The organism is Streptomyces sp. M-16 (assembly GCF_052114405.1).
Classification (GTDB): domain Bacteria; phylum Actinomycetota; class Actinomycetes; order Streptomycetales; family Streptomycetaceae; genus Streptomyces.
In genome coordinates this window covers 1-22799 of sequence record NZ_JBFRER010000124.1, presented here as the reverse complement: position 1 = coordinate 22799, position 22799 = coordinate 1, and the positions used below count along the sequence as shown (strand labels likewise).

Sequence of the window (22799 nt, the reverse complement as noted above, 5' to 3'; positions counted from 1 at the left end):
GCCCCGGGCGGAGGAGGCCGCCTGGGGCGGTACGCCGCGCAGGCCGACGGCGGCGGGCGCGGATCCCGCCGGGCCCGGGCCCGCGGGCCCGGGGGCGTCCCGCAGCCGCTCCTCGGCCGCTCCCGCGGCCTCCTGCGAGCTGTTCGTACCGACGGTCATGTCCCCGTACCCCACATCTCCGAGTAGCGCAGTGGGCCCCCCGGGCGGCCACATTACTAGCTGGGGGTCACGGAGCGGCACCCTCCGGGCGCCCGCTGTGCACGCGCGGACGCGTACAGGCACACGGCGGCGGCCGTGGCGAGGTTCAGGCTCTCGGCCTTGCCGTGGATCGGGACCCGTACGACGGCGTCCGCGAGCGCGCGGGTCTCCTCGGGCAGGCCCCAGGCCTCGTTGCCGAAGACCCAGGCCGAGGGGGTGCCCATGGTGCCCGCGTCCAGCTCGGAGTCGAGGTCGTCCGTACCGGCCCCGTCGGCCGCGAGGATCCGTACGCCCGCCGCCCGCAGCCCCTCCACCGCCTGCTCCACCGGGACGCCCACGGCCACCGGGAGGTGGAAGAGGGAGCCCACGGAGGCCCGTACCGACTTCGGGTTGTACAGGTCGACGGAAGCGTCGGTCAGCACCACCGCGTCGGCGCCCGCGGCGTCCGCACAGCGCAGCACCGTGCCGGCGTTGCCGGGGTCGCGGACGTGCGCGAGGACGGCCACCAGGCGGGGGCGCGCCCTGAGGATCTCCTCGAAGGGCGAGTCGAGGAAGTGGCAGACACCCACCAGGCCCTGCGGGGTGACCGTCTGCGAGACCTCGGCCAGCACCTCGTCGGAGGCGTAGTGCACGCGCGCGCCGGCCAGCAGGGCGGCCTCGACGATGTCGGCGTAGCGCTCGGCGGCCTCGACGGTGGCGAACAGCTCGATCAGGGTCGCGCCCTGGGACCCACGGTGCTCGACGGCCTCGCGGACCGCCTGCGGCCCCTCGGCGATGAACCGGCGCTCCTTGGTGCGGAAGTTGCGCCGCGCCAGGCGCCTGGCGGCGGCCACCCGCGGGGATCGGGGGGAGATCAGCTCGTCGGGGTAACCCATGGTGTCTGCGGTTCTCTCTGGGGGTTCCTGGGGCGGGCGGGGCGAAAGCACACGGACCCGCAGGCGAATCGCCTGCGGGTCCGTGGGGGGCCGGCCGCGTGGAGCGGGCCGGCTAGCCCTTAGGCAGCGGCCTTGGGGGCGTTGACGTCGGCCGGAAGCGCCTTCTGGGCGACCTCGACGAGCGCGGCGAAGGCGTTGGCGTCGTTGACGGCCAGCTCCGCGAGGATCTTGCGGTCCACCTCGATGTTGGCGGCCTTCAGACCCTGGATGAGGCGGTTGTACGTCATGCCGTTCTGGCGGGCAGCGGCGTTGATGCGCTGGATCCACAGCTGACGGAAGTCGCCCTTGCGCTTCTTGCGGTCGTTGAAGTTGTAGACCAGCGAGTGGGTGACCTGCTCCTTGGCCTTGCGGTACAGGCGCGAACGCTGACCGCGGTAGCCGGAGGCCGCCTCGAGGATCGCCCGGCGCTTCTTGTGGGCGTTTACTGCCCGCTTGACGCGTGCCACTTTTTAACTCCTTGTAGCGGGGCCGTGGATGTCTTCACACGGCCCGAATTCGATGGGGTCCCGGTCTTGACGTCCGTCCGCTCCCGACGGGGGGGAGCGGAGGGCATCAGATGCCGAGAAGCTTCTTGATCTTCGCGGCGTCGCCGGGGGCCATCTCCGCGTTGCCGGTGAGGCGACGGGTGACACGGGACGACTTGTGCTCGAGCAGGTGGCGCTTGCCGGCGCGCTCACGGAGCACCTTGCCGGAGCCGGTGACCTTGAAGCGCTTCTTGGTTCCGCTGTGCGTCTTGTTCTTCGGCATGGCGCCGTTATCTCCTCGTCGGTGGCGCTCCCGCCGGTCCGCGGGGACCGGCTGACGGGAGCGTCATGTTGTGTCGGTGATCCGAGACGGGCTGCCCCGGAATCAGGCCTCGGCGTTCGCCTCGTCGGCGGCGGCCTCGGTGACCTCAGCGGCCTCAGCGGCCTCGGTGGTCTCCGCCTCGACCGGGGCGGCCTCCTCGGAAGGAGTCTCCTCGTCGTCGGTGGCGGCGACACCCTGGCGCTCGGCCTTGCGGGCGGCCTGCGCCTCGCGGGCTTCGGCCATCGCCTCGGTCTTCTTCTTGTGCGGACCGAGGACCATGATCATGTTGCGGCCGTCCTGCTTCGGGTTCGACTCGATGAACCCGAGGTCCTCGACGTCCGAAGCGAGGCGCTGGAGCAGGCGGTAGCCGAGCTCCGGTCGCGACTGCTCGCGACCACGGAACATGATCGTGATCTTGACCTTGTCGCCCTGCTTGAGGAACCGAACGACGTGACCCTTCTTGGTGTCATAGTCGTGCGGGTCGATCTTCGGCCGGAGCTTCATTTCCTTGATGACCGTGTGCGCCTGGTTCTTGCGCGCCTCACGGGCCTTCATGGCCGACTCGTACTTGAACTTGCCGTAGTCCATGAGCTTGCAGACCGGCGGTCGTGCGGAAGCCGCGACCTCGACCAGGTCCAGGTCGTACTCCTGCGCGAGCTCAAGCGCCTTCGCAAGCGGGACGATGCCCACCTGTTCGCCGCTGGGACCGACGAGTCGCACCTCAGGGACACGAATCCGATCGTTGATGCGGGGCTCGGTGCTGATGGATCCTCCTCGGTAGCACCACACGACTGCCTGGCAGACAGCCGCTGACGTCTTCTGTCGTCAGACCTACCGCGGCGGAGAATGAAAAAAGCCCCGCCGGGCACAGGCAGGGGCTCCAAAACAACCGGAGCACCGCCGCGTGCGAACCGCGGGGCGCAGACTCGGGCAGCTTTCCATCGTCCGTACGGAACGATGGATACCGCCTGACCGGATGACCCGCCTCCCCGGAGGGCGGTCGGGTGGGAGATCGGAGCCTCCACTTGTGGGCCGGGCACACAGGTGTCCGGCCGGTCGAAGTACATACTAGCACCCGCGTTGCAAGGCCGCCGCACGGCATATCGTGGGGCGCATGACTGACGCGACGCCCTCCGATTCCCCCTCCTCCGCCCCGGACGCTCCCGACTACGACGACATGACCCGCGACATCGCGGACGTGCCCGCCGTCGAGGTCATCACCACGGTGGCCGTCCACCTGCTGAGCGCCGCCGCGGTCAACCTGGGCCTGGACAAGCCCGACTCCGAGCACAAGGACCTCGACGAGGCCCGCAAGCTGATCACCGCCCTGGCCGGTCTGGTCACCGCCAGCGCCACCGAGATCAGCTCCTTCCACGCGGCACCGCTGCGCGACGGCCTGAAGTCGCTCCAGCTCGCCTTCCGCGAGGCCTCCCTCGTCCAGGACGAGCCGGGCCAGGGACCGGGCGAGAAGTTCACGGGTCCCGTCTACGCCTAGTCCGGTTCCGGTACGCCGCCCCGCGGAATGCCTCGTACGTACGTGAAGGGGCGCCCGCCGACCACCGGCGGGCGCCCCTTCGCGTGCGCGGGCGCGACTCAGCGCGTGAACAGCGGCTCACCCGGCGGGAGCGGGGCGTCGGCCGGGAGCAGCGCCATGTTCAGGCCCCGGACCAGGCGGGCCCGCAGGGTCTCGTCGGCCGCCAGGGCCTCGGCGATCCGCTGGGCCGCCCGGGCCGGATCCACGTCGGCCGCCAGGAGGACGGCGAGGGTGCCGTCGGCGCCGGAACCGCCCGGGACCAGATGCGCGCGCAGCACGGCCGGCTCCGCCGCGACGGCGGCCCGTACCGCTTCCCGTACCGCCGGCGCGGTCAGCGGGTCCGCGTCCGTACGGCCCTCGGCGAGCGCGAGCAGCGCCGGGCCGGTCAGCTGGTAGGGGACGGGGCCGGCCAGGTCGAGGACGATCGTGTCGGCCTTCTCGTGCGCGGCGGCGGCCAGGGCCTGGTGCAACGGGACGGCGACGGGCCGGGCCGCGGGGTCCCACAGGGCCAGCGAGGCGATCGAGGTGAAGGCGGGCAGGGCCCGCCGGTCGCCCGCCGTCAGGGTCGGCACGGCCATGTCGCTGGTCTTCTCGCGCTTGAGGCCGGTCTCCGGGTCCGTCTCGACCTCGCCGAGCATCGCCACGACGGGCACCAGCAGGCGGGCCTCCTTGAGGGCCGCGAGCAGCTGCGGTTCGGCCGCGCGGTCGGCGGCCCAGGCGGCGAGGGCGGCGCTCAGCCGGGGATCGGCGGTGCCGTCGTCGTCGGAGAAACCGGGGTCTGGAATGTTCTTGGTGGCCACAGTTACCCGACCCTATCCCGGCGGGCGGCACGGGGACGCCGGGCCAGTACGCCGGCCAGCAGCAGCAGTGCCGCTCCCCCGGCGGCGGCCGCCCCGGCACCCAGCCGGGCGCGTCGCTCCGGTGGCCGCACGGGGTCGGGGCCCGCGCCGAAGTACGTCCGCCCGGCCGGGACGGGCGCCGGGGCCGCCGGTTCGGGGCGCAGCCCGTCGGCGGCCTGGAGCGCGGCGACGGGGTCCACGGTGCCGCGGCCGCGGGAGTCGTCGCGGCCGCCGGGCGGGCGGTCGGTGGCGGTGTCCTCCAGCAGCTTCTTGATCTGCGCCGGGGAGAGGCCGGGGTGGGCCGCCTTGACCAGGGCGACGGCGCCGGAGACGAAGGCGGCGGCCGCGCTGGTGCCCCACCCCTCGTAGTAGGCCCGGTCGGGGTCGGCGATGACCACGTCGACGCCCGGGGCGCTGACGCCGGCGTACCAGTGGCGGGTGGAGAAGGGCGCCTTGCGGCCCTGGCGGTCGACGGCGGCGACGGCGATCACCCCGGGGTAGGCGGCGGGGTAGGAGGTGTGGTCGCCGCGTTCGCCGCCGTTGCCCGAGGAGGCGACGACGACCACGCCCCTGCCGAGGGCGTACTGGACGGCCTCGTCCTCCGCGGGTTCGTGGTGGGCGGTGTCGCTGTCGTCCCCGAGCGACAGGTTGATCACGTCGGCGCCGTGGTCGGCGGCCCAGCGGATGCCCTCGGCGAGGGCGCCGGACTTGCTGTCGCGGGCCTGGGCGCGGCCCGGGTCGCCCTCCTCCAGGATCACGCGGACCGGGAGGATCCGTGCGTGGGGGGCGATCCCGAGGACGCCCTGGGAGCGGTCGGGGCCGTGGCCGTGTCCGGCGATGATGCCGGCCATCGCGGTGCCGTGCCGGGCCCAGGCGCGGTCGCCGCGGCCGGCGCCCATGCCGACGAGGTCGGTGCCGTCGAGGACCTGGCCGGCGAGGTCGGGGTGGGTGGCATCGACACCGGTGTCGAGGACGGCCACGGTGACCCCGTCGCCCTGGGTGATGCCCCAGGCCTCCTCGGCGCGCAGGGCCAGCAGGCCCCACTGGCGGTCGCGGATGGTGTCGGCGGCGGCCGGGGGTGCGGCGACCGCGGTGAACAGGGCGGCCAGGGCGATACCGCTGGTGACGGTGACGGTGGCGGCGGCTCGGCGGGTGGAGGTCATCGGCGGGGCTCCGGGCGCGGGGTGGCCGTGGGGGCGGGCGGGGCCGCGAGCGCGTCCAGGGCGCGGCCGACGCGGTCGGCCACGGCCCGGGCCGCGTGGCCCAGGCCCGCTTCGGCGACCGTTCCGGTGGCGCCCTGACGGACCGCGTCGGCGGCCGGGAGCGGTGCGTCCATGGTGCGGCCGTCGGCGAAGGCGGAGACCGCGTAGACCACGGCCGGGGCCCGCTCGGTGACGGCCGCCGTCCAGGCGGCCCGGCGGGAGTCGGCGTACTCGTAGGCGGGCGGGGCGGGCAGGCGGCCCCGCAGGCCGGCCATCGCGGTGGCGTCGGCGGGGGTGAAGACCAGGCCCACGGTGACCAGGGAGCTGCGGGTGGTGTCGGTGTAGGTGGCGCGGAGCACGCGGGTGCAGCCGGCCGCGGCGAGCGCGGCGCGCCACTCGGGGGTGAGGGCGGCGGCGCAGTCGGCGTCGGGTGCCAGTGCGATCCGGGTCCAGCTGCGATCGGCGCCGCCGGGGCCGGTGTCGGGGCCGTCGAGCACGGGCGGCAGGAGGCTGTCCGCGGGGGCCGAGTGCCAGAGCGAGGCGGCCTGGCGGTAGGCGGCGCCGGGGGGCAACGGGCGGTGCGCGGCGCGGTGTTCGCTCCAGGCGGTGGTGGCCGCGCCGGCGAGGAGGCCGGTGCCGAGGAGCGCGCTGAGGGTGGCGGCGAGGACCCAGCCGGGGTGGCGGCGCGGGGCCGGGGGCGGAGGCGGTCCGTGCTCGCCCAGGACCGCGGTCCCTGGTGTCGACGTGGTCATCCGGCGGCTCCGCCCCCCGTTCCGTACGGCTGCCTGCCCGTACTCTACGGGGCGGTTGGCGTTGCCCTGGCCGGGCCGGGGTGGGGGGCCGGGGTCGGGGCCACCCCAGCCCCGCCGGCGTTCGAGGCGCCGGGGTCCGGGGGCCGGCCTCCGGCAACCGGCCCGCACCCGAACGGCTACCGCCGGGCAAAACCAAGCCCCGCGGGCGTTCGAGGCGCGGGGGCCGGGGCGGAGCCACGGGGTTTTCGGCGGGGCTCCGTACCCCTACCCACCGGTACACCCGTCTGGCAAGCTGCCGCCCATGACTTCCGACCGGGCTCGGTACGACCGGGCGACCGCGCATCTCGACGCGCCCCTGGCCATCGTGGACCTCGACGCCTTCGACGCCAACGCCGACGACCTCGTGCGCCGCGCGGCCGGCAAGCCGATCCGCGTCGCGAGCAAGTCCGTGCGGTGTCGGGCCCTGCTCGAACGCGTGCTGGAGCGGCCCGGGTTCGCCGGGATCATGTCGTACACGCTCGCCGAGTCGCTGTGGCTGGCCCGGTCCGGGTTCGAGGACGTGCTGCTCGCCTATCCGTCGGCGGACCGGGCGGGTTTCGGGGAGCTGGCGCACGACGCGAAGCTGGCGGCGGCCGTCACGGTGATGGTGGACGATCCCGCGCAGCTGGACCTGATCCAGGGGGCGCGGGGCGGGGGCGCGGAGGAGATCCGGGTCTGCCTGGAGCTGGACACGGCCCTGCACCTGTTCGGGGGCCGGGTGCGGGTGGGGGCGCGGCGCTCGCCGCTGCGGGAGCCCGGTCAGCTGGCCGCGCTGGCGCGGGCGGTGCAGGAGCGGCCCGGGTTCCGGGTGGTGGGGCTGATGGGCTACGAGGGCCACATCGCCGGGGTCGGGGACGCCCTGGCCGGCCGGCCGCTGCGCTCGCGGGTGATCCGGCTGATGCAGGCGACGGCCCGCCGGGAGCTGGCCGAGCGCCGGGCCGAGGCGGTGCGGGCGGTGCGCGCGGTGGTGCCGGACCTGGAGTTCGTCAACGGCGGCGGCACCGGCAGCGTGGCCGAGACGGCGGCCGAGGACGCGGTGACGGAGATCGCCGCCGGGTCGGGGCTGTACGTGCCGCGGCTGTTCGACAACTACACCTCGTTCCGCGGGCGGCCCGCGGCGCTGTTCGCCCAGCCGGTGGTGCGCAGGCCCGGGGTGGGTGTGGTGACCGTGCTGGGCGGGGGCTATCCGGCCTCGGGGGCGGCGGGCGCCGACCGGCTGCCGGTGCCGTACCTGCCGGCGGGGCTGCGCTACGACCCCCAGGAGGGGGCGGGCGAGGTGCAGACGCCGCTGCTGGGGAGCCCGGCCGACGATCTGCTGATCGGCGACCGGGTGTGGTTCCGGCACGCCAAGGCCGGTGAACTGTGCGAGCGCTTCGAGACGTTGCACCTGGTCGAGGGGGACCGGGTGACGGCCACCGCCCCGACGTACCGGGGCGAGGGCCGCACGTTCCTCTAGCCCTGGAAGACGCTGTCCGTCTGGTCGGGGACGACGCTCGTGTCGCCCCGGCGGACGGGTCCGGCCGTGCCGTCGTGGTCGACGTAGCCGGTGGTGGAGCAGGGGTAGGGGCCGGTCTTCTGCTTCTTGGGCTCGATGAACATCGGGTTCACGATCCACTTGCCGTCGCTGTTGTCGTACGCGCGGCACATCAGCTCGTTCTTGTTGCGGTTGACGACCAGGCGCAGGGCGGTCGCGTCGCGCAGGAAGGAGATGTCGGTGTCGGAGTCGCCGGCGGCGAAGACCTGGCGCCGGGAGGCGGGCTGGACCTTCTCGGCGGCCGGGCCGCGTACGCCGAAGACCTCCTTGTTGATCCAGCAGCGCTTGCCGTCGATGTAGGTGATCATCGTGTCGGCGCCGTCCTTGACGGAGCCGCAGCCCTGGAGGTGGGGGGCGAGCCTGCCGCCCCGGGTGGTGTTGCGGATGCCGATGACGTGGTCGGCCTTGACGCCGACTCCCTGGGCCCAGACCTCGACGACGGGCTGCGGGGAGGCGGAGCTGATCCACACGTCGAAGCCGGCCTTCTGGAGGCCCTTGATGAGGTCCTGCTGCTGGTCGTAGTAGCGGACCCAGCCGGTGGCGGTGGTGGTGCCGACCTGCTGCTTGGTGCCGACGGGCGCGGCGAGGTTCTCGGTGCGGGCGGCGGCGGCGAAGCCGCGGACCTCGCTCGCGGTCCAGCCCTGCAACAGCTGCGGCAGCCAGGCGTAGGCGGGTTCGATCGTCCGGTGGTCCCAGCCGGCGAAGGCGGCGGCGCCGGCGCGGGTGGCGGAGGTGCCGTAGACGGCGTTGAGCCCGTCGGCGCAGGCCGCGCCCGCGGGGGTGCCGGTGGGCAGCGGGGCGCCGGGGCGGGCGAGGGGGCCGCAGGCGGTGGCCAGGTCCCGGGCGGCGGCGGGGGTGAGGTAGCGGCTGGTGGTGGTCCAGTCGCCGTCGGCGGGCTGGCGGATCCTGCCGTTGCGCAGCAGCCAGAACATGGTGGCGTCGCCGACGTCGTTCTTGACGACGGTGTTGTCCCAGTCGAAGACGGCGACGGGCTTCTCGCGGGTGGGGCGGTACGGGTTGCAGCTGCCGTACCGGTCGATGAGCTGCTGGAGGCGGGCCTGGTTGTCTCCGTACCAGCCGGCCGCGAGCTTCGGGGTGGTGCAGTGCGCGCCGGGTCGGGCCGCCTGGGCGGCGGGGGCGGCCGCGACGAGGGTGCCGGCGGCTATCGCGGCGGCTGCGGCGACGGCCTGGAGCCGGCGCGTGGAGCTGGGTCGGGTCACTGCGGTGGTCACTCCTGATTCCGATGAAGATCGTCGGGGACGGTAGAGCACGACAGCCGGGCGTCGTGCGACGCCCGGCTGTCGTGGGGGTGGTGCGGAGGTGAACGTTTAGAGAGGAGTCACGTACGCGCCGGAGATACCGCCGTCGACGAGGAAGTCGGTGGCGTTGATGAAGGAGGAGTCGTCGCTGGCGAGGAAGGCCACGGCCGCGGCGATCTCGGTGGGCTCCGCGAACCGGCCGAGGGGGATGTGCACGAGGCGGCGGGCGGCCCGCTCGGGGTCCTTGGCGAACAGTTCCTGGAGCAGGGGGGTGTTGACCGGCCCCGGGCACAGGGCGTTGACGCGGATGCCCTCGCGGGCGAACTGGACGCCGAGTTCGCGGGACATGGCCAGGACGCCGCCCTTGGAGGCGGTGTAGGAGATCTGGGAGGTGGCCGCTCCCATGATGGCCACGAAGGAGGCGGTGTTGATGATGGAGCCGCGGCCCTGACGCTGCATGTAGGGCAGGGCGGCCTTGCAGCACAGGTAGACGGAGGTGAGGTTGACGTCCTGGACGCGGCGCCAGGCGTCGAGCCCGGTGGTGAGGATGGAGTCGTCGTCGGGGGGTGAGATGCCCGCGTTGTTGAAGGCGATGTCGACGGAGCCGTAGGTGTCGAAGGCGGTCTTGAAGAGGGCCTCGACCTGCTCCTGGTCGGTGACGTCCACCTGGACGAAGGTGCCGCCGACCTCTTCGGCGGCGGCCTTGCCGGCGGCCGGGTCGATGTCGGCGCAGACGACGTTGGCCCCTTCGGAGGCCAGGCGGCGGGCGGTGGCGAGGCCGATGCCGCTGCCGGCTCCGGTGATGACGGCGGTGCGGCCGACGAGGCGGCGGCAGATGATCTCTTCGTTCGACATGCTGGTCAGGCCTCCGTGCTGATGAAGACGTTCTTGGTCTCGGTGAAAGCGGTGAGGGCGTCCGGTCCGAGCTCGCGGCCGAGCCCGGACTGCTTGTAGCCGCCGAAGGGGGTCGAGTAGCGGACGCTGGAGTGGGAGTTGACGGAGAGGTTGCCCGCCTGGACCGCGCGGGAGACGCGCAGGGCGCGGCCGAGGTCGCGGGTCCAGAGGGAGCCGGAGAGGCCGTACTCGGTCGCGTTGGCCAGGCGTACGGCGTCCTCCTCGTCCTCGAAGGGCAGGATGACGGCGACCGGCCCGAAGACCTCGTCGACGGCGACGGGCGCGGTGGGGGCGGCGCCGGTGACGAGGGTGGGCGGGTACCAGAAGCCGGGGCCTTCGGGGGCCTTGCCCCGGAGGGTGGTGAGGTCGTCGGTGACGTACGCGCGCACGCGCTCCAGCTGGCTGCGGGAGATGAGCGGGCCCATCTGGGTCTTCTCGTCCAGTGGGTCGCCGACGGCGATGGACTCGATGGCGGGGGCGACGAGTTCGAGGAAGCGGTCGTAGGCGCCGCGCTGGACCAGGATCCGGGTGCGGGCGCAGCAGTCCTGGCCGGTGTTGTCGAGGTAGGCCATGGGGGCCGCGGCCGCGGCCGCCTCGATGTCGGCGTCGGCGAAGACGATGTTGGGGCTCTTGCCGCCGAGTTCGAGGGTGACCCGCTTCACCCGGTCGGCGCACTTGGACATGATCTGCTTGCCGACGCGGGTGGAGCCGGTGAAGACGATCTTCGCGACTCCGGGGTGCTCGACCAGGGCGTCCCCGGCGACCGCTCCGTGACCGGGGAGCACCTGGAAGAGGTGCTCGGGGATCCCGGCTTCGAGGGCGAGTTCGGCGAGGCGCAGGGCGGTGAGCGGGGTGGTCTCGGCGGGCTTGAGGATGACGGCGTTGCCCGCGGCGAGGGCGGGGGCCAGGCCCCAGGCGGCGATCGGCATGGGGAAGTTCCAGGGGGCGATCACGCCGATGACGCCGAGGGGTTCGAGGAAGGTGACGTCGATGCCGCCCGCCACGGGGATCTGCCGGCCGGAGAGGCGTTCGACTCCCCCTGCGGCGAATTCCAGCAGGTCGCGTACGTTGCCCGCTTCCCAGCGGGCGTTGCCGATGGTGTGGCCGGCCTCGCGGACCTCCAGCTGCGCCAGCTCCTCCAGGTGTCCGTCGACGGCCGCGGCGAAGCGGCGCAGAAGTCTGGCCCGGTCGGCGGGGGCGAGGGCCGCCCATCCCCGCTGGGCCGTGGCGGCCCGCCCGACGGCCGCGTCGACATCGTCCCGTGTGGCGGCCGGGACGGTGGCGACGAGTTCCTCGGTGGCCGGGTTCAGGACTTCCAACACGTCGGACAACGTGGTGCCTCTCTGGTGTGCGGTGCGGTGGGTGGACGTGGGTTCTACAGGCGTTCGAAGGAGCGGCGCAGTTCCCAGTCGGTGACGGCGGAGTCGTAGGCGTCGAGTTCGACGCGGGCCATGTTGCGGTAGTGGGCGACGACCTCCGGTCCGAAGGCCGCCTTGGCGATCTCGCTGTTCTCCCAGAGCTCCGCGGCCTCGCGCAGGGTGGCCGGGACGTGGGCGTAGTCGGCGGTGTAGGCGTTGCCGGCGCATGCGTCGGGGAGTTCCAGGCGGTTCTCGATGCCGTAGAGGCCTGCCGCGACCAGGCCGGCGACGGCGAGATAGGGGTTGACGTCACCGCCGGGGAGGCGGTTCTCGAAGCGGGTGGAGCGGCCGTGGCCGACCACGCGCAGGGCGCAGGTGCGGTTGTCGAAGCCCCAGGCGACGGCGGTCGGGGCGAAGGATCCGGGGCGGAAACGCTTGTACGAGTTGATGTTGGGGGCGTAGAGAAGGGAGAAGTCGCGCAGGGCGGCGAGCTGACCGGCCAGGAAGTGCCGCATCACGGGCGACATGCCGTCCGGGCCGTCACCGGCCATGGCGTTGTTGCCGTCGGCGTCACCGAGTGAGAGGTGGATGTGGCAGGAGTTGCCCTCGCGCTCGTCGTACTTGGCCATGAAGGTGAGCGAGACGCCCTCCTGGGCGGCGATCTCCTTGGCGCCGGTCTTGTAGACGGCGTGCTGGTCGCAGGTGGTGAGCGCTTCGTCGTAGCGGAAGGCGATCTCGTGCTGCCCGAGGTTGCACTCGCCCTTGGCGGACTCCACGACCAGCCCGGCGGCCTGCATCTCGTTGCGGATGCGGCGCAGCAGGGGTTCGACGCGGCCGGTGCCGAGGACGGAGTAGTCGATGTTGTACTGGTTGGCGGGGGTCAGGCCGCGGTAGTTGGAGTTCCAGGCCGCCTCGTAGGTGTCCTGGAAGACCATGAACTCCAGCTCGGTGCCGACCATCGCCGTGTAGCCGTGCTCGGCGAGGCGTTCCAGCTGGCGGCGCAGGATCTGGCGGGGGGCGGCGACGACGGGCGAGCCGTCGTTCCAGGCGAGGTCGGCGAGGACGAAGGCGCTGCCGGGGTTCCAGGGGATGCGGCGCAGGGTGGCGAGGTCGGGATGCATGGCGAAGTCGCCGTAGCCGCGGTCCCAGGAGGACATCTCGTAGCCGTCGACGGTGTTCATGTCGGTGTCGACGGCGAGGAGGTAGTTGCAGCCCTCGGTGCCGTGGGCGAGGACCTCGTCGAGGAAGAACTGTGCGGCGAACCGCTTGCCCTGGAGGCGTCCCTGCATGTCGGGGAAGGCCAGGACGACGGTGTCGATCTCACCGCTCGCTACGAGGGCACGGAGCTCCTCGGGGGCGAGCGGGGGCTTGCGGTCTACCACTGGAATCTCTCCTTCGGTGAGCCGAGGGGGCCTAAGGTATTGAATAGAACCATTGCTTGGGAAGGGGAGGAGCCGAGATGACCGACACGGCGGGTGAGGGTGGCGCGATCGCGCGGCTGAATCCCGTACTGCGACAGGTGCGGGCGGGCAACGGTTTCGAGGAGGCGCTGGAGCAGATCCTCCAGGTGGTCCGGCTGGGTCTGGTGCCGGGCGGGGAACGGCTTCCGCCGGAGCGCGAGTTGGCGGAGCGCATGGGGATCAGCAGGGTGACCCTGCGCGAGGTGCTCAAGGTGCTCCAGGACCAGGGCCTGGTGGAGGCCCGGCGCGGCCGGTACGGCGGAACGTTCGTGCTGTCCCGGCCCGACACCCCGGCCGGCGGCGCCGAGGAGGAGCTGCGCCGCCGGGTGGCGGGGGTGGACATCGAGGACGTCCTGCGCTTCCGCGAGGTGCTGGAGGTGGGCGCGGCCGGCCTGTGCGCCACGCACGGGCTGACCGAGGAGGGCGCGGACCGGCTGCTGCGCGCGCTCACCGCCACCCATGACGCACCACTGCCCGACTACCGCCGCCAGGACACCCTCTTCCACCTCACCCTGAGCGAACTCGCGGGCTCCGCCTCCCTGACGGCGCAGTACGCGGCCGTCCGGGCCACCGTGAACGACCTGCTGGACTGCATCCCGCTGCTGGTGCGCAACCTCGAACACTCGCAGCAGCAGCACACGGCCCTGGTGGAGGCGGTGCTGGAGCGGGACGCCGAGGGGGCGCGGGCGGTGATGCGCGAGCACTGCTGCGGGACGGCGGCGCTGCTGCGCGGCTTCCTGGCCTGAGCGGCCGGGTCGGCCGGATCGGCGGGGCGGGAGAGGTTTTCGTAACCCCTGTTTAACGCACGGGTCTTGCGCCCGCCACACCCAGGACGCAAAGGTACGCCTCACAACCATTGCATTGCCCTAGGCAGGAGCGCACATGGCCGACGACACCGCACCCGTATCCGCACCGCCCTCCCCGGGGGACGCGGACGCCGAGTACCTCCAGCGCCGCACCCTGCGCCGCGGCAGCGCCGGCTGGCTGCTGCTGACCGGCCTCGGCGTCGCCTACGTGGTCTCCGGGGACTACTCCGGCTGGAACGTGGGCCTGGCCAAGGGCGGCTTCGGCGGCCTGGCCATCGCCACCGTGCTCATGGGCGCCATGTACGCCTGCCTGGTCTTCTCCCTCGCCGAGCTGTCGACCATCCTGCCCACGGCGGGCGGCGGCTACGGCTTCGCCCGCCGCGCGCTGGGCCCCTGGGGCGGCTTCCTCACCGGCACGGCCATCCTCATCGAGTACATCCTGGCCCCCGCCGCGATCGTCATCTTCATCGGCGACTACGTCGAATCCCTGGGCCTGTTCGGACTCACCTCCAGCTGGCCCGTCTACCTCGGCTGTTTCGTGATCTTCATCGGCGTGCACCTGTGGGGCGTGGGCGAGGCGCTGCGCTTCAGCCTCGTCGTCACCGCCATAGCCGTCGCCGCGCTCCTGATCTTCGCCTTCGGGGCGCTCTCGGACTTCGACGCGGGCTCCCTCGACAACATCGCCGTGGACCCCGAAGCCTTCGGCTCCAGCTCCTGGCTGCCCTTCGGCGCCCTCGGCATCTGGGCCGCGTTCCCCTTCGGCATGTGGTTCTTCCTGGGCGTCGAGGGCGTCCCGCTCGCCGCCGAGGAGGCCAAGGACCCGGTCCGCTCCATGCCGAAGGCACTGGCCATCTCCATGGGCATCCTCGCCCTGCTCGCCCTGATCACCTTCTTCGCCGCCACCGGCGCCCAGGGCTCCGACGCGGTCAAGGCCGCCGGGAACCCCCTCGTCGTGGCGCTGGAAGGCGACGGCGGGCCCACCGCCCTCAGCCGCTTCGTCAACTACGCCGGACTCGCGGGGCTGGTCGCCTCCTTCTTCTCCCTCATCTACGCCGGCTCCCGCCAGCTCTTCGCCCTCTCGCGGGCCGGCTACCTGCCGCGCTTCCTCTCCCTCACCTCGAAGCGCAAGGCCCCGTACCTCGGCCTGGTGATCCCGGGCGCGATCGGCTTCGCCCTGGCGGCGGCCACCGGCAACGGCGCGCGGATGCTGAACATCGCCGTCTTCGGCGCGACCATCTCCTACGCCCTGATGGCCCTCTCCCACATCGTGCTGCGCCGCCGCGAGCCCGGCCTGGAGCGGCCGTACCGCACCCCCGGCGGGGTCCTGACCTCGTCGGTCGCCTTCGTCCTCGCCCTGTCGGCCCTGGTCGCCACCTTCCTGGTCGACAAGGACGCGGCGTTCATCGCCCTCGCCGTCTACGCCGTCGCCCTCGCCTACTTCGCCTTCTACAGCCGTCACCGCCTCGTCGCCTCCGCGCCGGAAGAGGAATTCGCCGCGCTGGCCGAAGCCGAGGCGGAGTTGACCCGCGACTGAAATCCTGATCCCCGCACCGCTGTCCAGTACCACCCTGGAGGTATCACCGTGCCCAGGCCGCTCATCGGCATCAGCACCTACGTGGAGGCGTCCACCCGCTACGGCGTGTGGGACCTGCCCACGTCCCTCGTCCCGTCCGGGTACTACGAGCTCGTCCAGGCGGCGGGCGGCGCGGCCGTCCTGCTGCCGCCGGACGAACCGGAGCGGGCGGCGGAGGTGCTGGGCCGGCTCGACGGCCTGATCATCTCCGGCGGCCCGGACGTGGACCCCGTCCGGTACGGCGCCGAGCGCGACCCCCGTACGGGCGCCCCCGCGACCGTGCGCGACGAGTGGGAGCTGGCGCTGATCGGGGCGGCCCTGGACGCGGACCTGCCGCTGCTGGGCATCTGCCGGGGCATGCAGGCCCTCAACGTGGCCCTGGGCGGAACGCTCGTCCAGCACATCGACGGGCACGTCGACACCCCGGGCGTCACCTCCTGGCACCCGGTCCGGCCGGTCGCGGGCACCCGGTACGCGGAGCTGGTCCCGGAGGTGGCGGAGGTGCCGACGTACCACCACCAGGCCGTGGAGCGGCTAGGGCGCGGCCTGGTCGTCTCGGCGTACGCGGAGGACGGCACGGTGGAGGCCATCGAGGACCCCGACCGCTCGAAGTGGGTCGTCGGCGTCCAGTGGCACCCCGAGCGGGACAAGGACACCCGTGTGATGGCGGACCTGATCGAGGCCGCCGCCGCCCGCCGGGCGGTCCCGGTCGCCCGTCAGGCGGTCGCGGTCTCCTGACGACCCGCCCGTGACCGGGCCCCGGCGCCTTCTCCCCGGCGCCGGGGCCCTCGCGACGTCCGGGGGCCGGCCGGCGTTCCCCCGCCGAATGGCCGGGGTCCCGGCGGGCGGGCACCCTGGAACCATGCGGACCGCGGCGGACGGCACGGCCTCCCGCCCGGTGTCCGGGATCCTGGAGAACCCGGTCGTCGGGATGGCGCCGTGGATCATCTTCTCGCTGGTGGTCGGCCCGGGACGGTTCGAGATCGCGGTCGGGATCGCCCTGGCCTCGGCCGTGGCCCTGGTCGTACTGGCGCGGGTCGTGCACCGGGGCAGCTCGTGGAAGCTGCTGGAAATCGCCGACGTCGTGTTCTTCGCGGCGATGGCGGTGGTCGGGGCCCTGGCGAGCCAGGGCACGCTGCGCTGGCTGGAGACGTACGCGGGTGAGGTCGCGAACCTCACCCTGACGGTGATCGCCTTCGGCTCGATGGCCGTGGGGATGCCGTTCACCCTGCAGTACGCGCGGGAACAGGTCGACCCCTCGCTGTGGCACTCCCCCGCCTTCCTGCGGACCAACTACGTGATCACCGGGGTGTGGGGGCTGGCCTTCCTGGTGTCGGCCCTCGCGGGCGCCTACGGGGACCTGGTGCTGCACAACCCGGACAACCTCTGGACGGGCTGGATCATCCAGATCCTGGCGATCGTCGCCGCCCTGCGGTTCACCGCCTGGTACCCGGGGGTGGTCCGGGCCCGGGCGCGGGGCGAGGCGGGACCGGGCAGGGCCTCGCTGATGCTGCCGCTGGCCGGTCTGCTGGTGCCGGTCGGCATCGCGGTGCTGGTCTTCGACGGCAACGTGTGGTGGCTGGGCGTGGCCCTGATCGTGGCGGGCGGGCTGCTGACGAAGGCGCTGCGGGCCCGGGTCCAGGGCTGAGCCCGGACCCGGGTCGGGCGGACAGCGCGTCAGCGGTCCCCCCGGGCGTCATCGGCTCGGATCACTCGCTGAACACGACCGAGCGGACCTTCATGTTCGTCTTGCCGTAGCCCGTCAGCGGCCTCAGCGTGAAGTACGCGTCACCCTCGCAGTCCGGCTCGGCGAACACGGTGGCCGACGCGGTGGTCCGGTTGCGGGGCGAGAAGGCCGGCTGGCTGGCGCCGGGATCCTGCACTTGGGGCAGGGTGATGCACTGCCCACCCGCCGGATCGAGCAGGGCCGCGATCCTCGTGCCCCCGTCCGGGCCGGTGTACGAGTACTGGAACTCGCCGAGGGCCGCCGAGGCCGACACGGGGACGGTCAGGACCAGGGACAGCGCGCCGAAGGCGGCGACTGCGGCGTGGCGAAGGCGCATGGGGCTGGTTCCCTTTCGCGGGGGTGGGCGACGCGCCTCACCTTCCCGCTCCGGCCACCCCGGGATACCGCTCACCCTCGCCGAAACGATCCGCCCTCGCCCGATCGGCCCAGACGCCCCCTACGCGCGCCTGCGCGTCAGCGACAGCAGGTCGCGCGCCGGGCCCGCCGGGCGCGAGCCCGCCGGCCAGACCGCCCGCAGCGCGCGGGCCAGGGCGGCGCCCGGCACCGGAACCTCCACCAGGCGGCGGGACGCCAGTTCGTCCCCCAGGGCCAGCTCCGACAGGACGCACGGCCCGGCACCACTGACGGCGGCGGCCTTCACGGCGGTGGTGGAGGCCAGCTCCAGCAGCGGGGCCGCCAGCCCCCCCGTCGAAGCGAGAGCGGCATCGAGGACCTGACGGGTTCCCGAGCCGCGTTCCCGCAGGATCAGCGGGGTCCCGGCCAGTTCCGCCGCCTCCACCCCCTTCGAGCGCCGGGCCCACGGATGCGTCGGGGCGACCGCCACCACCAGCCGGTCCTGCGCGATGACGGCGGAGTCCAGGCCGTCCGGCACCCGCAGCCCCTCCACGAAGCCGAGGTCCGCCTCGTGGGCCAGGACCCGCTGGGCCACGTCCGCGGAGTTCCCGGCGTGCAGGGAGACCGCCGTGTCCGGACGGTCCCCGCGCAGGGCGATCAGCCAGCCCGGCAGCAGGTACTCCGCGATGGTCATGCTGGCCGCCACCCGCAGCCGGGAGTCGCGCCGGCCCCGTAGCGCCTGGGCCCCCGCGTCGAAGGCCTCGGCCGCCTCCACGACCTGCCGGGCCCAGTCCGTGACGAGCGCGCCCTCGGCCGTCAGCGTCGAGCCGCGCGGGGAGCGGTCCACCAGGGCCACCCCGAGCCGCGCCTCCATCGCCCTGATCCGGCTGCTCGCCGCGGGCTGGGTGATCCCCAGCCGGCGCGCGGCACCGCTCAGGCTGCCGACCCGCGCGACCGTGAGCAGCAGCTCCATCGCACCCAGGTCCGGTACGCGGTGCGCCAGCGGGACCGTCTCCTCATCACCCATAACATCAGTTTATGGCCTCATAGGACCAACACCTCTGCCGCCCGCTCCCACCCGGTACGACGCTGGACCCATGGCCACCACCATCGTGCGACCCCGCACCGTCATCGACATGGCGCCCCGGACCCACAAGGTCCCCGCGCTGCGCCACCTCGGCCCCAACTGGTACGCCTCCGTCATGGGCACGGCCATCATCGCCAACGCGGGAGCCGCCCTCCCGTACCAGCTCCCGGGCCAGCGCGTGGCCTGCCAGCTCCTCTGGGCGCTGTCGGCCGTGGCCCTCGCCGTCCTGCTGACCGCCCGCGCGGGGCACTGGCTCCACCACCGCGACCAGGCCCGCGCCCACCTGCTCGACCCCGCCGTGGCCCCCTTCTACGGCTGTCTGGCGATGGCCCTGCTGGCCGTCGGGGCCGGCACCCTGACCGTCGGCAAGGACATCGTCGGGACCGGCGCCGCCGTCGCCGCGGACACCGTGCTCTTCACCGCCGGCACCGCCACAGGCCTGGTCATGGCCGTGCTGGTGCCCTACCTGATGGTGGTCCGGCACGACGTCGAGGCCTCGCAGGCCAGCCCCGTCTGGCTGCTGCCCGTGGTCTCCCCCATGGTCTCCGCCGCCGTCGGGCCCCTGCTCGTGCCCCACCTGCCCGCCGGTCAGCCCCGGGAGGCTCTGCTGCTGGCCTGCTACGCCATGTTCGGCATCAGCCTGCTGGCCACGCTGCTGCTGCTCCCCCTGATCTTCGGCCGGCTGATCGTGAGCGGCCCCCTGCCCCTGGCGCTGACCCCGGCCCTGTTCCTGGTGCTCGGCCCCCTCGGCCAGTCCACCACCGCCGTGAACCAGCTCGCGGACGTGGCCCCCGGCGCGATCACCGCCCCCTACGCCGACGCGCTGACCGCCTTCGCGGTCGTCTACGGGGTGCCCGTGATGGGCTTCGCCCTGCTGTGGCTGGCCCTGGCGGCCTCGATGCTGGTCCGGGCCGCACGGGGCGGCATGGGCTTCGCGATGACCTGGTGGGCGCTGACCTTCCCCGTCGGCACCTGCGTCACCGGCGCCGCCGGACTGGCCCGGCACACCGGCCTGGACGCCTTCGCCTGGCTGGCCACCGCCCTGTTCCTCGGCCTGGTCGCCGCCTGGCTGCTGACCGCGGCCCACACCCTGCGCGGCCTGTTCACCGGCCGGCTGCTCCCCACGACCCGCTGAGCGCCCTCCCCAGCACCTCCGGGGCCTCGGCCAGCGAGGGCCCGTACCAGGTCAGGTGACGTCCGCTGACGAGGGCGGCCGGCAGGCCCGGAAAGGCCTCCGGGCCGTCCTCGGCGGTGAAGGCGTAGGGCTCGTCCGGGAGCACCACCAGATCGCAGCCGCTCGCCGCCAGCTCGGCGAGCGGCACTTTCGGGTACCGCTCGGGGTGGTCCCCGTAGGCGTTGCGGACCCCCAGCCGGGCGAGGAGGTCGCCCGCGAAGGTGTTCCGGCCGAGCACCATCCAGGGCCGGCGCCAGACGGGCACGAAGGCCCTCAGTTCCCCGGGCGGCTCCACCGCCGCCCAGGCCGCCTCCGCCCGGTCCAGCCACTCGGGCCGCTCCAGCCCCAGCGCCCCCACCAGGACCCGGTCCAGCTCGGCGAAGGCCTGCGGGAGGTCCCGGACCTCGGTCACCAGCACCTCCACCCCGGCCGCACGCAGCGCGCCGAGGTCCGGGAGCCGGTTCTCCTCCTCGTTGGCGATCACCAGGTCCGGGCGCAGGCCGGTGATCCTCTGCACGTCGGGGTTCTTCGTCCCCCCGATCCGCACGGCGGCCCCCAAGTCCGCCGGGTGGGTGCACCAGTCCGTCACCCCCACGAGCAGCCCCGGCGCGGTCACCGCCACCGCCTCGGTCAGGGAGGGCACGAGCGACACGACGCGCACCGGCTCAGTGCTCCGGCGAAGGGGGTTCGGAGGTGGCGTGGATGTGGTCGCCGACGGCGACGACCAGGAGCTTGGTGTCCTCGCTCGTGGCCCGCCAGCGGTGGCGCACCCCACCGGAGAGGAACAGCGCGTCCCCGCTCTCCAGCCGGTAGGCCCGCCCCTCCGCCTCCACCTGGCAGGCGCCCGAAACCACGTACATCAGCTCGTCGTTGCGGTGCTGGTACTCGCGGCCGGCGTCCTGGTCCCCGGTGAACTCCAGCGCGTGCAGCTGGTGGTGCCCGCGCACGAGGGGGCGCACGCCCATCACCGGGCTCAGCCCGGACTCGTCACCGGACCGTACGAGGTCCACCGTGCGCGCCGTGTCGGAGGCGGCCAGCAGCTCGACCGCCGTGGTTTCCAGCGCGTCGGCCACCCGCTCCAGCGATCGCATGCTGGGACGGGCCCGTTCGTTCTCTATCTGGCTCAGGAAGGGGACGGACAGGCCGCTGCGCGCCGACACCGCGGCGAGGGTCAGGTGGAGCGCGCGGCGCCGTTTGCGCACGGCCACGCCCACCCGCAGCGGCTCTTTGGAGTCCTTCTCCTTGTCGGTGCCGTCTTCCTTGTCGTTCATCTCGGGGCTGCCCTCCCCTGTCCTGGTGCACATCGGTGTGCTGTAAGCACCTTACGCAGCAACCGCCCCCGGATTCGCCCGCACGGACCCACCGGGCCCCACCCCGGTGGTCTCCCGTGGTCCCCCGGTCACCCTACGTGGCCTCCGGGTGCGCGCCACAGCACCCGGTCGACGTCGAGGATCACTACGTCACCTGACGGCTTGACCAGCAGCCGGGCGCCGGGGTGGCCGGCGGTGCCGCTGGTCCAGACGGTGGCGCCCGCCTCGCTGCGCACGGTCAGCTCGCCGTCGCGGGAGAAGAGGGCGTCGTGGCCGGTGCCCGCCGTGCCGGCGCTCCACCGGCGGGCCCCGGAGCCGTCGAGGACGACGAGGTCCCCGTCGGCGCCGAGGGTCAGCCGGACCGCACCGGCGTCGAGGACGTCGCCGGCCCGCAGGACGGTGCCGGGGTGGACCTCGACGGAGTCGTCGAGGGTGCCGCGGGAGAGGGCCAGCAGGGTGGGCAGGGAGGGGGTGAAGGCGTACAGGGCGCCCTGGGTGCGCACGTAGCGGCCGAAGCGCAGGGTGGTGGCCCGGCTGCCGTTGTCCGACTCGGTCTCGAAGGTGACCGGTGAAGCCGGGCCGAGCACCGGGTCGGCGCCGACGCGCGGGTTGCGGCCGGCCGGGAAGTCCGACTCATTGATCCACTTCTTGGCGACGAACTCGAACTGCTGGACCAGGTCGGCCTGGTAGCCGATGAACAGCAGTCCGCGCGGGGTGTCGGGGCCGCCCGCGCCCTCGGGGTGCTGGGGGTCGTAGGCGGGGCCGAAGGGGATGCCGCGCCGGATGATGCGGCGGTTGTCGAGGACGTCGGGGGCGAGCGGGGGCCGGCCGGGACCGGGGACGAGACCGTCGCGCGGGTTGCCCTTGCGGATGTGGGCGAACAGCGGGGTGTGCCAGCCCTGCGCGTCCTCGTGGTAGGTGAGCCGGGCGTCCGGGTCGGCGCCCACCGGGCCCGGCTGTTCGGCGAGCGGGCAGCCGGCGATGGGGGTGCCGCCGGGCCAGCGGCCGACCAGCCGGGCCGCGACCCACGTCGCGGTCGCGTCCGCCGGCGCGACCCCGGCCTTCTTCAGTTCCACCAGCCGCTGCCGGGCCTGCTCCCACCAGCCGGGGACGTCCTGGGCGAGGCGGCGCACCACCTGGAACGACCCCCCGGTGGCCCAGGCGGGCAGCCCGGCGGGCCGCTGCCCGGCCTTCTCCTGTCCTACGAGGAACTCCCCGGCCGGGACCAGACGCGTCCCGGGCTTGCCCTGCACGGTGGTCCCGGTCTCCGCGTCGGGTGCGTGGAAGCCGCGGACGCCGGGCTGGCTGATGCCGTCGGTGAACCCGAAGTGCTCGTGGCCGCGCAGGGCTCCGGGCAGCGTGCCGGCGTCCTGCCGGAAGACGATCGTGGCCCCGGCGGTGGCGAGGGCCTCCCGGTGGCGGGTGACGGTGCTCGCGAGCCGGTCGGGGTCGTCCGCGGAGAGGCTGAGGACCGCGTGCACGGCGCGCCGCGGTGCCTCGGCGCCGAACAGCCAGGACGCGGGGGCGCTGGCGCCGGTGTCCCCGACCGCCTCGGCGCGAAGGGCGGCGCCCTGCGTGAACGCCTCGGCGGTGCTGCCGGCCGGCACCGCGGGGAAGGGGTCCCGTCCCGCGAACAGCCGCAGCCCGGGGTAGGTCAGGGAGAGCCCGGTCCACAGGGCCGACAGGGAGGCCGGGTCGATGCCCCCCGCCTTGACCCGGGCCGCGCTGAAGAGGGCGTTGAAGCGGGCCATCTCCTCGGTGGTGGAGAGCTCGGGGACCAGCCGGGCGAGCCAGCGGCGGGCCAGGACCACGTCCCGGAAGTGCAGGAGCAGCAGGCAGGCGTGGTCCTTGCGGGAGCCGGCCAGGACGTCGCCCTGGGTGGTGCGGTCGGCGCGCAGGGGCAGCTCGGCGGCCTCGGCCGGCCGGTCCGCGAGGGGCGCCGCCGCGGCCGTCGCGGCCGCGGCGGTGCGGGGACACAC

Annotated in this window: 23 protein-coding genes; 7 read left to right on the top strand and 16 right to left on the bottom strand. The window is 73.7% G+C overall.

The window, feature by feature from the left end:
* Positions 1–215 precede the first annotated feature (215 nt).
* From AB4039_RS35455 to infC, 4 genes are all read right to left on the bottom strand, one after another.
* Positions 216–1073, bottom strand: coding sequence for a TrmH family RNA methyltransferase (locus tag AB4039_RS35455; RefSeq protein ID WP_266838099.1), 858 nt, complete (start codon positions 1071–1073; stop codon positions 216–218).
* Positions 1074–1192: 119 nt separating this feature from the next.
* On the bottom strand, positions 1193–1579 hold the full coding sequence (rplT, locus tag AB4039_RS35450) for a 50S ribosomal protein L20 (protein ID WP_007263143.1): 387 nt from the start codon (positions 1577–1579) through the stop codon (positions 1193–1195).
* A 106-nt stretch (positions 1580–1685) separates the two neighbouring features.
* The gene (rpmI, locus tag AB4039_RS35445; protein ID WP_030012385.1) at positions 1686–1880 is read right to left on the bottom strand and encodes a 50S ribosomal protein L35; all 195 of its coding nucleotides are present in this window, start codon (positions 1878–1880) and stop codon (positions 1686–1688) included.
* A gap of 102 nt (positions 1881–1982) precedes the next feature.
* Positions 1983–2708 carry a translation initiation factor IF-3 gene (infC, locus tag AB4039_RS35440; RefSeq protein WP_266838102.1) on the bottom strand — a complete coding sequence of 242 codons (726 nt, stop codon included), beginning with the start codon at positions 2706–2708 and terminating at the stop codon, positions 1983–1985.
* A gap of 325 nt (positions 2709–3033) precedes the next feature.
* Here infC and AB4039_RS35435 point away from each other — a divergent pair, with 325 nt between their 5' ends.
* Positions 3034–3414: a DUF1844 domain-containing protein gene (locus AB4039_RS35435; protein ID WP_266838104.1), complete on the top strand. Its 381-nt coding sequence runs from the start codon at positions 3034–3036 to the stop codon at positions 3412–3414.
* 98 nt (positions 3415–3512) lie between these two features.
* On the opposite strand, the gene AB4039_RS35430 is transcribed toward AB4039_RS35435, so the two are convergent.
* The 3 genes from AB4039_RS35430 to AB4039_RS35420 are packed head-to-tail and all read right to left on the bottom strand — an operon-like array spanning position 3513 to position 6246.
* Positions 3513–4253, bottom strand: a complete 741-nt coding sequence (locus tag AB4039_RS35430; RefSeq protein ID WP_266838106.1) for an SseB family protein — start codon at positions 4251–4253, stop codon at positions 3513–3515.
* 2 nt (positions 4254–4255) lie between these two features.
* The gene (mycP, locus tag AB4039_RS35425) at positions 4256–5455 is read right to left on the bottom strand and encodes a type VII secretion-associated serine protease mycosin (RefSeq protein ID WP_442272686.1); all 1200 of its coding nucleotides are present in this window, start codon (positions 5453–5455) and stop codon (positions 4256–4258) included.
* Positions 5452–6246, bottom strand: a complete 795-nt coding sequence (locus AB4039_RS35420; protein WP_442272685.1) for a hypothetical protein — start codon at positions 6244–6246, stop codon at positions 5452–5454. The genes mycP and AB4039_RS35420 overlap by 4 nt, the downstream gene beginning before the upstream one ends.
* Positions 6247–6547: 301 nt before the next feature.
* Here AB4039_RS35420 and AB4039_RS35415 point away from each other — a divergent pair, with 301 nt between their 5' ends.
* A complete protein-coding gene (locus AB4039_RS35415; RefSeq protein ID WP_266838112.1) occupies positions 6548–7741 on the top strand; it encodes an amino acid deaminase/aldolase in 1194 nt (397 codons plus the stop codon).
* Here the strand turns inward: AB4039_RS35415 and AB4039_RS35410 are convergent.
* From AB4039_RS35410 to AB4039_RS35395, 4 genes are all read right to left on the bottom strand, one after another.
* Positions 7738–9039 (bottom strand): haloacid dehalogenase-like hydrolase, encoded by a 1302-nt coding sequence (locus AB4039_RS35410; protein ID WP_442272684.1) that lies wholly within the window; start codon positions 9037–9039, stop codon positions 7738–7740. The two genes, AB4039_RS35415 and AB4039_RS35410, sit on opposite strands and share 4 nt — an antisense overlap.
* Positions 9040–9147: 108 nt before the next feature.
* On the bottom strand, positions 9148–9933 hold the full coding sequence (locus tag AB4039_RS35405; protein ID WP_030233697.1) for a 3-oxoacyl-ACP reductase: 786 nt from the start codon (positions 9931–9933) through the stop codon (positions 9148–9150).
* A 5-nt stretch (positions 9934–9938) separates the two neighbouring features.
* On the bottom strand, positions 9939–11303 hold the full coding sequence (locus AB4039_RS35400) for an aldehyde dehydrogenase family protein (protein ID WP_442272683.1): 1365 nt from the start codon (positions 11301–11303) through the stop codon (positions 9939–9941).
* A 44-nt stretch (positions 11304–11347) separates the two neighbouring features.
* Positions 11348–12712, bottom strand: a complete 1365-nt coding sequence (locus tag AB4039_RS35395) for a glutamine synthetase family protein (protein ID WP_266838120.1) — start codon at positions 12710–12712, stop codon at positions 11348–11350.
* A gap of 77 nt (positions 12713–12789) precedes the next feature.
* Between AB4039_RS35395 and AB4039_RS35390 the strand changes: the two genes are divergently transcribed.
* The 4 genes from AB4039_RS35390 to AB4039_RS35375 all read left to right on the top strand — a co-directional run bounded on the left by AB4039_RS35390 (position 12790) and on the right by AB4039_RS35375 (position 16817).
* Positions 12790–13536 (top strand): FCD domain-containing protein, encoded by a 747-nt coding sequence (locus AB4039_RS35390; RefSeq protein ID WP_266838122.1) that lies wholly within the window; start codon positions 12790–12792, stop codon positions 13534–13536.
* Between the two features lie 136 nt (positions 13537–13672).
* Positions 13673–15130 carry an ethanolamine permease gene (eat, locus tag AB4039_RS35385; protein WP_266838124.1) on the top strand — a complete coding sequence of 486 codons (1458 nt, stop codon included), beginning with the start codon at positions 13673–13675 and terminating at the stop codon, positions 15128–15130.
* Between the two features lie 48 nt (positions 15131–15178).
* A complete protein-coding gene (locus AB4039_RS35380) occupies positions 15179–15907 on the top strand; it encodes a gamma-glutamyl-gamma-aminobutyrate hydrolase family protein (protein WP_266838126.1) in 729 nt (242 codons plus the stop codon).
* Between the two features lie 124 nt (positions 15908–16031).
* Positions 16032–16817, top strand: coding sequence for a hypothetical protein (locus AB4039_RS35375; protein ID WP_442272682.1), 786 nt, complete (start codon positions 16032–16034; stop codon positions 16815–16817).
* Positions 16818–16878: 61 nt separating this feature from the next.
* Here AB4039_RS35375 and AB4039_RS35370 read toward each other — a convergent pair whose 3' ends face one another.
* A complete protein-coding gene (locus AB4039_RS35370) occupies positions 16879–17232 on the bottom strand; it encodes a hypothetical protein (protein ID WP_442272681.1) in 354 nt (117 codons plus the stop codon).
* A 120-nt stretch (positions 17233–17352) separates the two neighbouring features.
* Positions 17353–18276: a LysR family transcriptional regulator gene (locus AB4039_RS35365; RefSeq protein ID WP_266838132.1), complete on the bottom strand. Its 924-nt coding sequence runs from the start codon at positions 18274–18276 to the stop codon at positions 17353–17355.
* A 70-nt stretch (positions 18277–18346) separates the two neighbouring features.
* Here AB4039_RS35365 and AB4039_RS35360 point away from each other — a divergent pair, with 70 nt between their 5' ends.
* Positions 18347–19471, top strand: coding sequence for a TDT family transporter (locus AB4039_RS35360; RefSeq protein WP_442272680.1), 1125 nt, complete (start codon positions 18347–18349; stop codon positions 19469–19471).
* Here AB4039_RS35360 and AB4039_RS35355 read toward each other — a convergent pair.
* The 3 genes from AB4039_RS35355 to AB4039_RS35345 all read right to left on the bottom strand — a co-directional run.
* Entirely contained in the window at positions 19440–20171 is a 732-nt protein-coding gene (locus tag AB4039_RS35355) for a helical backbone metal receptor (RefSeq protein ID WP_266838136.1), read from the bottom strand. The genes AB4039_RS35360 and AB4039_RS35355 overlap by 32 nt on opposite strands.
* A 4-nt stretch (positions 20172–20175) precedes the next feature.
* Positions 20176–20781 carry an XRE family transcriptional regulator gene (locus tag AB4039_RS35350; RefSeq protein WP_266841507.1) on the bottom strand — a complete coding sequence of 202 codons (606 nt, stop codon included), beginning with the start codon at positions 20779–20781 and terminating at the stop codon, positions 20176–20178.
* 128 nt (positions 20782–20909) lie between these two features.
* A partial coding sequence (locus tag AB4039_RS35345; protein WP_442272679.1) for a Dyp-type peroxidase occupies positions 20910–22799 on the bottom strand: 1890 nt, incomplete at its 5' end.